This window comes from uncultured Porphyromonas sp. (assembly GCF_938023125.1).
Classification (GTDB): domain Bacteria; phylum Bacteroidota; class Bacteroidia; order Bacteroidales; family Porphyromonadaceae; genus Porphyromonas.
In genome coordinates, this window is the sequence record NZ_CALHDW010000013.1 from 1 (window position 1) to 13457 (window position 13457).

At 45.8% G+C, this 13457-nt stretch carries 10 protein-coding genes; all 10 read left to right on the forward strand.

Annotated elements, in window-relative coordinates:
- A partial coding sequence (locus Q0090_RS03935; RefSeq protein WP_297947664.1) for a T9SS type A sorting domain-containing protein occupies positions 1-2279 on the forward strand: 2279 nt, incomplete at its 5' end.
- A 425-nt stretch (positions 2280-2704) separates the two neighbouring features.
- On the forward strand, positions 2705-4357 hold the full coding sequence (locus tag Q0090_RS03940; protein ID WP_297947666.1) for a hypothetical protein: 1653 nt from the start codon (positions 2705-2707) through the stop codon (positions 4355-4357).
- Positions 4358-4376: 19 nt separating this feature from the next.
- Positions 4377-6764 carry a T9SS type A sorting domain-containing protein gene (locus Q0090_RS03945; protein ID WP_297947668.1) on the forward strand — a complete coding sequence of 796 codons (2388 nt, stop codon included), beginning with the start codon at positions 4377-4379 and terminating at the stop codon, positions 6762-6764.
- A gap of 613 nt (positions 6765-7377) precedes the next feature.
- Positions 7378-7806: a SoxR reducing system RseC family protein gene (locus Q0090_RS03950; protein ID WP_297947670.1), complete on the forward strand. Its 429-nt coding sequence runs from the start codon at positions 7378-7380 to the stop codon at positions 7804-7806.
- 5 nt (positions 7807-7811) lie between these two features.
- Positions 7812-8771, forward strand: coding sequence for a Fe-S cluster domain-containing protein (locus Q0090_RS03955; RefSeq protein ID WP_297947672.1), 960 nt, complete (start codon positions 7812-7814; stop codon positions 8769-8771).
- A gap of 47 nt (positions 8772-8818) precedes the next feature.
- A complete protein-coding gene (gene rsxC / locus Q0090_RS03960) occupies positions 8819-10150 on the forward strand; it encodes an electron transport complex subunit RsxC (RefSeq protein WP_297947674.1) in 1332 nt (443 codons plus the stop codon).
- 26 nt (positions 10151-10176) lie between these two features.
- Positions 10177-11175, forward strand: a complete 999-nt coding sequence (locus Q0090_RS03965; protein WP_297947676.1) for an RnfABCDGE type electron transport complex subunit D — start codon at positions 10177-10179, stop codon at positions 11173-11175.
- A complete protein-coding gene (locus tag Q0090_RS03970; RefSeq protein WP_297947678.1) occupies positions 11172-11897 on the forward strand; it encodes an RnfABCDGE type electron transport complex subunit G in 726 nt (241 codons plus the stop codon). Before Q0090_RS03965 ends, Q0090_RS03970 begins: the two co-directional genes overlap by 4 nt.
- Complete coding sequence (locus Q0090_RS03975) at positions 11894-12484, forward strand: electron transport complex subunit E (RefSeq protein WP_297947680.1); 591 nt, start codon at positions 11894-11896, stop codon at positions 12482-12484. Before Q0090_RS03970 ends, Q0090_RS03975 begins: the two co-directional genes overlap by 4 nt.
- Positions 12485-12515: 31 nt before the next feature.
- Positions 12516-13088: an electron transport complex protein RnfA gene (locus Q0090_RS03980; RefSeq protein WP_297947682.1), complete on the forward strand. Its 573-nt coding sequence runs from the start codon at positions 12516-12518 to the stop codon at positions 13086-13088.
- The last annotated feature ends 369 nt before the right edge of the window (positions 13089-13457 follow it).

Genomic DNA, 13457 nt, shown 5'->3' on the forward strand with positions numbered 1-13457 from the left:
TGGCAGAAAAGGTGACTCACACCTATGCGACTGCACTCGCCGAAAATACTATTGTAACCATCGATGCTAGTGATATTATGGCCCTCCGAGATGGCGGTTATACAGCTGGCAACGTTATCGGTATTGCTGCATTGGATGCTCCCAATCTCGTAGCAATCGAAATGCGTTATACTAAGCTGTACGCATCGCAGAAGATTGACCTCTCGGGGTACAATCTGCAAAAGGTTGTAATGAACAACGTGAAAGAGGTGGTTCTTCCTCCCGCATCAGAAGACCTCAAGGAGATTGTTATAAAGAATATGTATAGCACAGATTTGGGAGAGAATGATCCCGAGTATGCTTGCCTTACAGTGGATAGACTCGATCTCTCAACCTATGCAAAATTGGAGAAATTGGACCTCCAGAACCAAAACATTAAGGAGGTGAATGTCTCTGGCCTTGAGGAGTTGAATTATCTCGTTATCAGCAGATCTAATCTCCATAATCTTTATGGAGCCAAGGAGCTGAAGAAGCTTGCTTTTATAAACGTTAGTGGTAACTATTTGAGCTTCGATCAGATCCCTCTCCAAGGAAGTGCTACGTACCATACCTACTTCCAGAACGCCTATCCTATGGAAGGACATCACTTTGGTTTGGTTGCAGATCTGAGTCATCTCGCTGTTGTGAAGAATGCAGAAGGTCAGGATGTTAATACGGTCTTTACACCATGGTGGCACAAAGACGCTGCAGACTATAGCGGTGAAGCGATTCCTCAGGATATGTACGTTGTAGAAAATGGTAAGATCACATTCAAAGAAGCCATACTCAATGGCCAAGAAAGTCGTGAAGTAGAGATTAGAATGACCAACGAGGTTTATCCTAAAATTACCATCTCTTCTTACTTCCCCTATGCTACAGAGGCCTTCTCTATCTCTAAACCATCAGAAGAAAAAGTCTTCTTTGACTGGAGTGCAGATCCTATAGAAGATGGGATTGTACGTGTAGAAGACGAGAGAGGTAGAGAGGTATTCGCTGGCAATATCTTGGTGGGGACTCAGCTAACGTTCTACATCAAACCTTGGGAAGGTAAGATGATTAAAGAATTTAAGTATGGCTCACATAGTCTCACGCAAGCAGACTTCAAATACGATGCTCTTTCCGAAGAGTATAGCTATACTATTCGCATAATGTCTCAAGAAGAAGCTACCGTACAAATTACTTTTGCAAACAGCACCTACAAGGTAGAATTCTCTACTCCGGAAGGAATTCCCGCAGGTTCTCTCGTGGCTTTCAATGGGGAAACAGCTATCTCTAGCGGAGATCAGGTGGCCGGTAAGACGGAAATCAGATTTTCTATTGATTCAAGCGTGTTAGACGAAGCGAAAAAAGAAGTTGACTATTGGTTGGTAAATGGAAATAAAAAGGGCGAAGGACGAAATCCTTTGGTACTTACCATTACTGAGAATGTAACTGTATCGGCAGTCCTCAAAGAGAAGGGGAATGAACCCAAGCAGGTCGCTTTTTCTGTGAAGACAGAGCCTAAGAGCGACACCGGCCTAGACCTCGCAACCTTTATCCTAGACGTGAAGGCTCCAGGTAAGGATGAGTACGAAATGGCATTCGACTATGCAACACTTACCGAGGGTTCTGAAGTGATTTTGAAGGCAATGATCATGTCCGATTTCAAAGAACTCTACGATTTTGTAAAGATTATGGTCAATGGAAAGGAAGTTGAGCATACCATCGAACCTTCTTTGGATATGCCTACTGCTCGCTTTAAGGTGACAGGGGATACTGAGGTTGTCTTTGTTTATTCGAAAAAAGACCTTCCCGGCTTCATCATTAACTATAGCGTAAAAGAAGGGAAGGGTACACTCACTTGCACCGGTACAGATGGCGTTGTAGAGAATGGTAGCAAGGTGCCCTATTCAGAGTCAATCGAGTTTGTTGCCACCCCCGATGATGGCTACGAAATCGCTTATTGGGAGATGGATGGCGAGAAGAAAGAAAGCAAAGATTCTCAGCAGCTCTTGAGCTTCTTGTCTGGTGAGTCTCACGATGTGAAAGTGGTTTTTGCGCTCAAGAATAGTGTTGATGCTGTGGCTGGTGCAAGTGTCTCAGTTCGTCTCGAAGGTACTACACTCCTTGTGGAAGGCGACTACAAGGCTGCAATCTCTATATACGATGCTATGGGACGTTTGGTTTTGACGACTACAGAGCACAAGGTTGATCTCACTACAATAGCTAGCGGAGCTTACTTTGTACAAGTGGGAGCTGCCGTCTACAAAGTGTTGCGTTGAGAGGCTACATTAATTATGTGATACAACTTATGTAGTCGGGTGCGTTAGCACGACTACGTGTTGAGATGCACTCCGGATGGATATCCGGAGTGCATTTTTTTGTGAGTTTGCTCTAATGAGAAAGAGTTGGAGTCGAAGGTCGTTTTTTGCTCCCTTCGGTTGTGACTTCCCTCTAATGTTGTCGCTTCTTACATTTACTTCCTAGAGAATAATTCGTCAATAAGGGGGATATAAAGTCTTATATTGTCTAGTCTAGTTTAGCTAGTAAAATTTGATGCTTAAATCAAAATATATACTTATCTTAGCTGGCAGATAATGGGGATGATCTCAACGTCCTCGCCCGATCTTTTCACTTCCGTTGCTACTAGCGATAGCATCCCGCAAAATATAAGACTCCATAATAACACCAAAGAATTATTGATCAGATGAAAGCAAGAACGCTGTTGAAATTTCTCGCACACACTCTCCTCTTTTCATTATCCGTCTGTGGAGTAGCTCTAGCTCAAGATCCATCCTCAGAGTGGAAGCCTCTCAAGGGCTTTGACTACACGGCTCAGACTATTGATGGGCAACGTATTAACATTGATTCGCTTGTGAGGGCTGGCAAGAAGGTCGTTTTAGATTTTTCTGGAACATTTTGTAGACCTTGTTGGACAATACATCAACGAGGCACTGCAGAACGCCTTTGGAAAAAGTATGGTCCTCTAGGGAGTGACGAGATGTACTTTATCTGGATTGAGGCTACTGGAGCCAGCAGAGCGGCCATTGAAGGAAAAGAAGGGAATACTCTTGGAGACTGGACAAATGGAGGCACCGTCCCTTATCCGATTGTGTCGGATGCCCAGATGGCAGATGCTTTAGGAATTCCCCTCTCATACGTCCCCTGCATCGTATTGCTCTCGGCTAACGGTACCTACATTGAGGTGCAAGATATATTACAAATCAGCGAAGAGGGGGTTTACAACAAGAGTAAAGAGTGTCTTTCTGCTCAAGATACCCCCGTTGTGCGGGATCTCTATGCCCCCTCTTGGGGCATGACAACTAAAACCCCCTGTGAGATACAAGCCTATGTGGGCTCTGTCTCTCCCATCACAAAGTATATTTGGCAGGTCAATGGTAAGGACTATGCGACTACCTCTGAACCTCGCTTAATCTTGAATTGGCCAACAGAAGGGGAGATGGAGCTTGCTCTGAAGGCTGTCAATCAGTATGGAACCGGTACCTCGCTATCCAAGCAGATTAAGGTGCGACAGGGAGAGGAGAAGGCATCATTGCCCATCAGAGAAACCTTCGAAAAGGGGGGATTGATAGGCTGGAGCCGTGCAGATCTAGACAGAGACCTTATCGGATGGACCTATCTCTCTCAAGAACTCTCACGCCTCCAGGTGTCCGAAGATCAACTCTCAGCAAAGACGATGGCACACTCTGGCGAAGACTGTCTGGTCTCTTGGTCGTTCTATCCGACAGAGTTTAGGAGCTATACAAACCTAATTGGCTATAGAGTCTCAACTAAGAACTGGCTCCTTCCGCCTCCTATAAGCATTCCCGAGGGCGGGGAGGTAGAGACACATCTAACCCTCTATGCTCGCTCCTTTAGTAAACAATTCTTGCAACAAGATTCTCTCTATATATACTATGTGCCGGCACCGGTTAATCCGCTCTCTTGGACAGATGGGATGGTTAAACTTCTAACGACTCCTATATCCTACAATTGGAAAAAGGTTGAGTGCGACTTGTCTTCTTTCCGAGGACAAAAGATCCAGCTCATACTGGCGCATGAGACCTATGGGGCCACCGGGCTATTGATTGATGATGTTTCTATTGAGACAACGGATAATAAAGGAACTGCCGTGCAACTTCCCAGCCGAGGTCAACTCACACTCGTCAATGGAATACTCTACCTAGAGACTTCTTCCGATACCGAGTGGTATCTATACAATGTCGCCGGGGAACTACAAGGCCGAGGTGTTCTGAGCGACGGATCACGTCAACTAACTTCAGCCCCTCTCTCAAAAGGGCAATACATCCTCTCTACCAAAGGATCCAATGGTAGCTACTCCTATAAGATTCAAATATAAACTAAAGAGACTAAGAACTATGATGCAAAGAACTACCTCTTTACTTCTGACCTTTATCCTCCTTTGCTTAGGAGGGCAATGTACTTTGTCTGGTCAGAACAAGATTACTTTGACTACCAACAAACTTGTTGGAGAGTCAATCAAATTGCAGATCAAAGCCGTGCCGGGAGCCTCACTATCCTATGAGGGGCTGGAGGAAGATGCCAGTGGCAACTACACTGTCGGTTCCAGTACATTCTCTATCATCGGTGATGTCGAAGTACTACGCTTTACCAATTGTGGCATCAAGGCTGCTTCTTTCTCTCCTCAGCATAGTACCCTTAAGGAGGTGTGGGGCAACTTTAATCAAATGGTGGGCACCATTGATCTCTCTGGGGCTCCCAAGCTAGAGACCTTTGTCGTTACGAAGAATCTGCTTTCGCATGTCAATCTAGCCAACTGTCCCAAGCTTTCGCTCATCTACGCTGATAGGAACTCTCTTGAGACAATAAATATTGAGGGGTGTAATGCCCTCACGTTCCTCTCCCTCTCTACTAACTGTCTGAGTTCGCTGTTATTCCCCTCAGAAGCAAGCGGTCTAAAGGAGATACGATGCGAAAACAACCAGATCAATGGCGAAGCGATGAGAGCGACCCTTCGTTCACTCCCTGACCTCCGCGAATCTCCGGAGTTGGCAAGCATATTGTTGGTTAATCAGAGAAACCAAAACGAAAAGAACTGGGCATGGCATTCCGATATAGTCCTAGCCAAGGAGCAACGAGGCTACCTTTGCAATGGCATTTCTGAGGAAGGCGAAATAGGGGATTATGAGGGCATAGAAGATCCACAGGTAATCACCCAACAGATCTCTATGACTATTGGAAGCGACCTCGTAGGAGAATCTAAATTCATGACTATCAAGGGGATCGGAGAGATAACTATCGATGGTGTAGAGGAGGCTTATGACCCCAATCGAAATAGCTACACCTTTACAAAACAAGAGGTAACCATACGTGGCGAGGTGACCGACCTTACCTGCTCCATACTTGGGCTTACAAAACTCGACGTCTCTCAAGCTACCTCTCTTGCCAGACTAGACTGTAGCTCTAATGCACTCACGGAGCTTGATCTCTCCAATAATACCAAACTCGAGAAGCTCATCTGTCTCAACAACAAGATAGCTCAGCTAAGCCTAGACAACCATGCTGAGTTGACAGAATTCAATAGCTCTAACAACGAACTGACTCAACTCAGCATCAAAAATAGTCCCAAGCTCAGCAGATGTGATGTATACCTCAACAACCTATCCACAGAGGCATTAAATACTTTCGTTGATGGGCTCAGAAGTTGTGAAGAAAGTAGCCATGGCATATTGATTCTTATTGACACAAAGAATAAGAAAATTAACGAGCGCAATAAGCTCACCAATGAGATTATTACCTCTGCTCGTGGCAAAAACTGGGATGTGTATGACTGGGCAGCTGGCAATGCCGTTCAAATAACTGACATTGTTATCTCTGACGCTCTCATTACTCTAGAGACCGGACTAGCCATAGGAAACAAGATTGCTTTAGAGATCAGCGGATCAGACAATGTTACTATAACGGGTGTTGTTGAGCCTTTTGAAGCTTACTACAAGGAGTATACGCTCACCGATACCAAGATCTCTATAAAGGGTGACGTCAAAGTTCTTGTATGTAGCGGGCAGAAGATCCAAAAAATTGACGTCTCTCAATGCCCTCTTCTAGAGTATCTACACGCTTATAGGAATGAACTTTCCACTTTTACGATCTCTAATCACAGCAATATCAAGCGACTCCTATTGAGCGAAAACGTTCTTACCGAGGTGAACGTCTCAAACTGTGAAAAGCTAGAGAGTATCTCCCTCTGGGGTAATAAGCTAGAAGGTATAGGGTTCAGCAATTGTCCTAAGATTACCTATGTAGACTGTATGCGCAACAATATCGGAGATGCAGCCTTCTTGCAATTTGTTGAAGCGCTCCCCTCTATTCCTAGTTACGAAAAGGAAGGTGTCTTCTTGGCCATAGACACCCAGTGCAACCCTAGTGACAAGAACGTTCTAAATAAGAATACAGTAGGAAAGGCAATGGCTAAGCATTGGGTTGCCAAGGACTTTAGCGATGGCAAGTTCGGAGAAGAAGGTGCGCCCTTCGAGGGTAGTGACGTCGCTGCGGACAAGATTGTAGAGGCTAACCTCGCAATCTACCCGAATCCTGCCACCGATTGGCTCTACATCTCGGGAGCTGCTCCAGGTGCTGCCATTTCTCTACATGCACCCGATGGACAACTCCTCTACCAAGGCACTACATCTGCCGAAGGTGTTGCCTCTATAGAGTTAGTCGTTCTCGCTCCTGGATACTATATCCTCCAGGTAGGCTCTGATACAAAGCAGATTATCAAGCAATAGTTGGGTGGGGAGGAGGCTCTCCCTCTTAGATCCTCTGTTTGAGATTTGAACGAAAAAGGGGCTTGGCCAATGGTCAAGTCTCTTTTAATTTATATGCCCTAGACTGCAGAGGCTACTTATGGGAGAGCATGCGAGAAGGGTAGAACTTCTCCGATAGAAGCATTTGTAGAGAAGTCAACGCTAGGGTGAGGCCTCAAAATAAAACCAGATCTTTCCTATACCTTCTTGTCTAGTGCCATAAGATACCTACAAGTACCTAGTTGTTAGTTGTTAGCTAGCGGCGAGATGCGGCTTGCGTACTGTGTGGCCAACGCCATCTAAGCGAGTCTAGAGGCTTCATTTTCATTATCTCTGGAGAGATTATTATCTATCCCTTTGTGTATCAGAGCTCTTTACAAGAGCCCTTCTCTCTTTCCTTTTGTCTTGTTTTCCCCTCTTGCATGTTGTTTTACTTTCGTTCTTTCTATGCTTTTTCTACACTTTGTAATGCCTGTTTGCCAAGTGTGTGTGTCAAACTTATCAATTCCTCTTACCCAATATGTGGTGAAAGTAGATTTTTATACCTACTTTTGTGGAGCAAAAGACAAGTCTAAATCTGCGATAGCCATTTAGTATGGAGAGTAGTGTATTGGAGCATAGGGCTGTAGTTAGTGCTGTATATGCTGATAGAGTGATAGTTACTATCACGCAATCAAGTGCGTGTAGTGGGTGCCATGCAGCCAAAGCTTGCACTGCTGCAGACCATAAAGAGCGCCCTATTACCATATATCGTCCGATGGGAGAGTATGAAATAGGAGAGCTGGTCTTACTCAAAGGTCGTTATGCCATGGGTAATACGGCAGTGGTGATTAGCTTCGTTGTACCTCTGGTATTGTTGCTCGTTGTTGCATTGCTTGCTGTGCATGTTTTGCATCTCAGCGATCTTTATGCAGCTCTTTGCACTTTGGGGGGAGTGGGAGTGTACTATCTTATCCTTTCTTTCTTCCGCAAGTCGTTGAGCAAAAAGTTTGTCTTCTATATAGAGAAAATCCAATCTAACTAAACGATATGATACTAACTCTTACAGTTATTGTACTGGGAGCAATTGCGATTATCAGTGCATTGCTACTCTATGTTGTGTCGAAGAAGTTCGAAGTACAAGAGGATCCTCGTATTGGCGCAGTGGCAGAGGTGCTACCTCAAGCCAATTGCGGCGGTTGCGGGTATCCCGGGTGTGGCGGCTTCGCATCGGCATGTGCAGGAGCAGAATCGCTCGATGGTCTCTTTTGTCCCGTAGGAGGAGCCCCTGTGATGAGCAAGGTGGCTGAGATTTTGGGCTTGGCAAGTGTAGCATCCGATCCCCTGGTTGCTGTAGTTCGTTGTAATGGTACTTGCGAAGCTCGCCCTAAAGTAAACGAGTATCAGGGTGCTAGAAGTTGTAAGATTGCTTCTGTACTCTATGCTGGTGAAACAGGGTGTTCTTTTGGTTGCCTTGGTCTAGGCGATTGTGCAGACTCTTGTGACTTCGATGCTTTGCATATGGATGCCACTACCGGTTTGCCCGTTGTAGATCAAGACAAGTGTACTTCGTGTGGAGCTTGTGTGAAGGCGTGTCCTAAAACCATCATTGAGCTACGCAAGAAGGGCCCGAAGAATCGTCGCATTTTTGTCTCTTGTGTCAATAAAGACAAGGGTGGTGTGGCTATGAAGGCTTGTAAGAATGCTTGTATTGGCTGCGGTAAGTGTGCTAAGGAGTGTGCATTTGATGCTATTACCGTAGAAAACAACCTAGCATATATAGACCATACTAAGTGCCGTTTGTGCCGTAAGTGTGTGGTTGTATGTCCTACTCATGCTATCCATGAGGAGAACTTCCCTCCCCGCAAGCCTGAGGCTCCGAAAGAAGACGCTGCTAAGCCTGCTGCTCCCAAGACCGAGCAAGCTGCAGAAGCCCCCGCTAGTGAGGCTCCCAAGGTTGTGGCTCAGCCTGCTAACTCTCAGAGCGAAGCTCCACGAGCTAATGCGTGACATACGTAATTTATTAGAAGGAAATACATCGATCATTTATAGATACTATGCAGAGGACTTTTCGTATCGGAGGTATTCATCCTCCCGAAAGTAAGTTGTCGGCCGGGCGCCCTATAGAGGTATTGCCCTTGCCTAAGCAGGCTGTGATTCCTTTGGGGCAGCATATTGGTGCTCCTGCACAGGCAGTAGTTGCCAAGGGTGACCTAGTAAAGGTGGGGACTCTTATAGCAAAAGCAGGAGGCTTTGTTTCTGCTAATATCCATTCTTCTGTATCGGGTAAGGTAGCAAAGATAGATGCTATCTATGATGCAAGTGGGTATAAGAAGCCGGCCATCTTTATAGATGTAATAGAAGATGAGTGGGAAGAGTCTATAGACCGAACGCCGGATCTCAAGCGTGAGTGTGCTCTTTCTCCCAAAGAAATTGTAGATAAGATTGCCGAGATGGGCATTGTAGGGATGGGGGGAGCTACCTTCCCAACCCATGTAAAGCTCTCACCCCCTCCCGGGCAAAAGGCAACTGTACTTATCATCAATGCCGTAGAGTGCGAGCCTTACCTTACGAGCGACGACGCTCTGATGCGTGAGCATGCCGAAGAGATTATGGTGGGATGTACCATCATTATGAAGGCAATTGGGGTAACCGAAACCAAGATTGGGATTGAGGTAAATAAGCCCGAAGCTATTAGCATAATGGAGAAGGCAGCAGCCTCTTTCTCGGGGATTGAGATCGTTCCTCTCAAGAAGCGTTACCCACAAGGTGGTGAAAAGCAACTTATCGATGCTGTTATTCGTCGTCAAGTAGCAAGTGGTGCTCTACCTATCTCTACGGGTGCCGTAGTGCAAAACGTAGGTACAGTATATGCTGTTTACGAGGCTGTACAGAAGAATAAACCTCTTCTTGAGCGTGTTGTAACAGTTACGGGTAAGATGCTTCAGAACCCCTCTAACCTTCTTGTACGCATTGGTACTCCTATGATTGACCTTATCAATCATGCCGGCGGTATGCCAGAGGATACCGGTAAGGTAATTGGCGGTGGTCCTATGATGGGTCGTGCTCTCGTTAATACCGAAGTACCCGTAGCTAAGGGCTCTAGTGGTTTGCTCCTTCTCAATCGTAAGGAGTCTACTCGTCGTCCTATGCGTGATTGTATCCGCTGTGGTAAGTGTGTAGGTGTATGTCCTATGGGGCTTAACCCTGCCTTTATTATGCGTGATACCGTGGCTAAGAACTGGGATAGCTGCGAGAAGATGAATGTGGCGGACTGTATTGAATGCGGTTCGTGTAGCTTCACTTGTCCGGCAGATCGTCCTCTATTAGATCACATACGTATCGGTAAGCAGACGGTAATGGGCATCATGCGTTCGCGTAAACAATAAGAACCTCATACAGTGATTCAAGAGTGATGGAAAATAAATTAATCATAACGCCTTCCCCTCATATCCATAGTGGGGATAGCATCAGCAAGAATATGTACGGGGTGCTTATTGCACTTATCCCGGCGTTCCTCTTCTCGGTGTATCAATTTGGTTGGCATGCTCTTTTGGTAACGGCTATCTGTATCGTTACATGTTGCCTAACCGAGTGGTTTATTACCCGTTTTATGCTCCGCCGCGAGAATTATATTTTGGATGGCTCGGCTATCCTCACGGCGGTGCTCCTTGCGTTTAACCTCCCTTCGGAGCTCCCTTGGTGGATTGTAGTATTTGGCGCTTTCGTTGCCATTGCTATTGGTAAGATGGCATTCGGGGGGCTTGGGAATAACGTATTCAACCCTGCTTTGGTAGGTCGTGTATTCCTCCTTATTTCGTTCCCTGCACAGATGACCACTTGGCCTGTTGCCAATAAGCTCACTGCAATGGTGGATGGGGAGACGATGGCTACGCCTTTGTCTCTTATGAAGCAGGCCGTGCACGGCGATACGAGTGCCCTTGAGCAACTTCCCTCTCATATCGATCTTTTCCTTGGGTTAAACCCCGGTTCGATGGGGGAGATTTCTGCCATAGCATTGCTTATCGGCCTTGTGTATATGCTCTGCCGTAAGATCATTACTTGGCATACACCTATTTCAATCTTCCTCTCAGTGCTTGTGTTTGGTGGTATCCTTTGGCTTGTTAATCCCGATGTTTATCCCGATCCCATCCAGCACCTAACGACCGGAGGTCTTATGCTTGGTGCCATCTTTATGGCTACGGACTATGTTTCTTCTCCAATTACACATCGTGGTCAGCTTATCTATGGTTGCTGTATTGGGTTGCTAACTGTGATTATCCGTACATGGGGTTCCTATCCGGAGGGGATGTCGTTTGCCATTCTCATTATGAATGCCTTTACGCCCATCATTAACCTCTATGCGAAACCTAAACACTTTGGAGAAAAGATAAAGAAGGAGGCTACAAAATGAAAAAGCTTGCATCTACATTCCCCAATATGCTCCTATCGCTTACCCTCATTTGCTTGCTTGTGGGGGCTATCCTAGGAGTTATGAAGTCGGTTACTGATGAGCCTATTGCCAAAACGGAGCTTAGTAACAAGATTGCTGCCATTGAAAAGGTTGTACCCGAGTTCGACAACAATCCCCTTGATGAGGTACTGGAGTACAAAGAGGGAGAGAAGGACGTTGTGAAGGTGTACGTGGCAAAGAAGGCTGGCGAAGCTGTTGGTTATGCCGTAGAAACCTTCACCAAAAATGGTTTTGGTGGTCGTATCGACCTTATGGTAGGTTTTGATGCCAAGGGTGTTATCTGCGACTTCTCAGTGCTAAAGCATGGAGAAACTCCGGGGCTTGGTGCCAAGATGGACGAATGGTTCCATACCGACGCCAAAGGTGGTAATATCCAAAACATGAAAGGTGTGGATATGGCTGCTGAGAATGGTACGCTCGTGGTTGCAAAGGATGGCGGTAAGGTTGATGCTATTACAGCTTCTACCATTACAAGTCGTGCCTTCCTCGACGCCGTTAATCGTGCTTATAAATATTACTTAGAGGCTGCTGGTGGTGCTTCTGCCGGTGCTGAAGCTACGGATGCTGCTGCGGCTACACCTCAAGACGAGGCTTCCACTGCAGCAGAAACCACCTCTACCGAAGAAAATGCGGCTCCTGCCGAGAAAGGAGATAACAAATGAATCAATACGTAAAGACGCTTACTAATGGATTCATCAAGGAGAATCCTACTTTTGTACTTCTCCTTGGTATGTGTCCTACGCTGGCAACGACCACATCGGGCAAGAATGGTCTTATGATGGGGCTTGCTACAACCTTCGTGCTTATCTGCTCGAATTTGGTTATCTCGCTTCTGAAGAAGTTGATCCCGGACGCTGTGCGTATCCCCGCATTTATTGTGGTGATTGCCGGTTTCGTAACGGTGTTGCAGCTTCTCATCCAGGCTTTCCTTCCCGATCTTAACAATAGCTTGGGTATCTTTATCCCTCTTATTGTTGTAAACTGTATTGTATTGGGTCGTGCAGAGTCGGTAGCTTCTAAGCAAAACCCCGTGCTCTCTATGCTTGATGGTGTGAGCATTGGTCTCGGTTTTACTATGTCGCTAACCATCCTCGGTTCGGTACGTGAGTTCATCGGTTCGGGTAAGGTGTTTGAGCATCTTATTTACCCCGATTCGTATGGAGCATTGGTCTTCATCCTTCCTCCGGGAGCCTTCATGGTATTGGGATGTCTTATTGCTCTCTTCAACGTAATCACGAAGAAGTCTTGATGATTTGTAGAACCCTTAATACGATTGTGTTATGCACTATATAATGATTATAATCGCGGCAATTTTCGTCAATAACGTCGTATTGTCGCAGTTCTTAGGGATCTGTCCCTTCTTCGGGGTATCTAAGAAGATTGATACAGCTGCCGGGATGGGTGCTGCCGTTACGTTCGTGCTTGCTATTAGTACGATGGTGACCTTCCTCATCAACCAGTTTGTATTGGTGCCCCGTGGACTTGAGTTCTTGCAAACGATTGCGTTTATCTTGATTATCGCATCTCTTGTACAGATGTTGGAGATGGTGCTTAAGAAGGTTTCTCCTCCACTTTACCAAGCGTTGGGTGTATTCCTCCCTCTTATCACTACTAACTGCTGTGTACTAGGGGTGGCTATCCTTGTAATTCAGAAAGAATTTACCTTCCTAGAGAGTTTGATTTACGCTATCTCTACAGGTTTGGGCTTCTTCTTGGCAATGGTAGTCTTCGCAGGAATTCGCGATCAAGTATCAAAAGCCAATCTCCCCAAGGCTATGAAGAATATCCCTATTGCCATGATTAGTGCCAGTATTTTGGCTATGGCTTTCATGGGATTTAGTGGTATCGCTTAATTGCTAGCCGATTCAGGAGATTCGGTAAACAACCGAATTTGAAAGAGAATGGAGCGGTGTTGTTCCCCATCTAGAGGGGAGCAGCACCGCTTTCCTTTTAGATCCTTTGAGAAAGCTATCCCATAAGAGCCAGGATCTCCCTCTCCTAGTTCGGGATAATTTGTCCTTTCTTTCTTGTTAATATATCATAAATGGGGGGGGGGTAAAACCTCTTTTATAAGAAATATATATCTTTGTGCTATTCCGCTTCCTAGGTAAAAGTGGAGGGGAATTCCCGCTGATTTTTATCAAGAAATCAGGCAAAACTGGCAGGTGAAATCAGGTGAAAATCGCGGGATAATTGGGCAGAATATTTTCTTCTCCCAGGCA

Coding starts and splice junctions, on each gene's coding strand:
- Q0090_RS03950 (WP_297947670.1), top strand. CDS start 7,378: ATGGAGAGTAGTGTATTGGAGCATAGGGCTGTAGTTAGTGCTGTATAT.
- Q0090_RS03940 (WP_297947666.1), top strand. CDS start 2,705: ATGAAAGCAAGAACGCTGTTGAAATTTCTCGCACACACTCTCCTCTTT.
- Q0090_RS03980 (WP_297947682.1), top strand. CDS start 12,516: ATGCACTATATAATGATTATAATCGCGGCAATTTTCGTCAATAACGTC.
- Q0090_RS03955 (WP_297947672.1), top strand. CDS start 7,812: ATGATACTAACTCTTACAGTTATTGTACTGGGAGCAATTGCGATTATC.
- Q0090_RS03975 (WP_297947680.1), top strand. CDS start 11,894: ATGAATCAATACGTAAAGACGCTTACTAATGGATTCATCAAGGAGAAT.
- Q0090_RS03945 (WP_297947668.1), top strand. CDS start 4,377: ATGATGCAAAGAACTACCTCTTTACTTCTGACCTTTATCCTCCTTTGC.
- Q0090_RS03970 (WP_297947678.1), top strand. CDS start 11,172: ATGAAAAAGCTTGCATCTACATTCCCCAATATGCTCCTATCGCTTACC.
- rsxC (WP_297947674.1), top strand. CDS start 8,819: ATGCAGAGGACTTTTCGTATCGGAGGTATTCATCCTCCCGAAAGTAAG.
- Q0090_RS03965 (WP_297947676.1), top strand. CDS start 10,177: ATGGAAAATAAATTAATCATAACGCCTTCCCCTCATATCCATAGTGGG.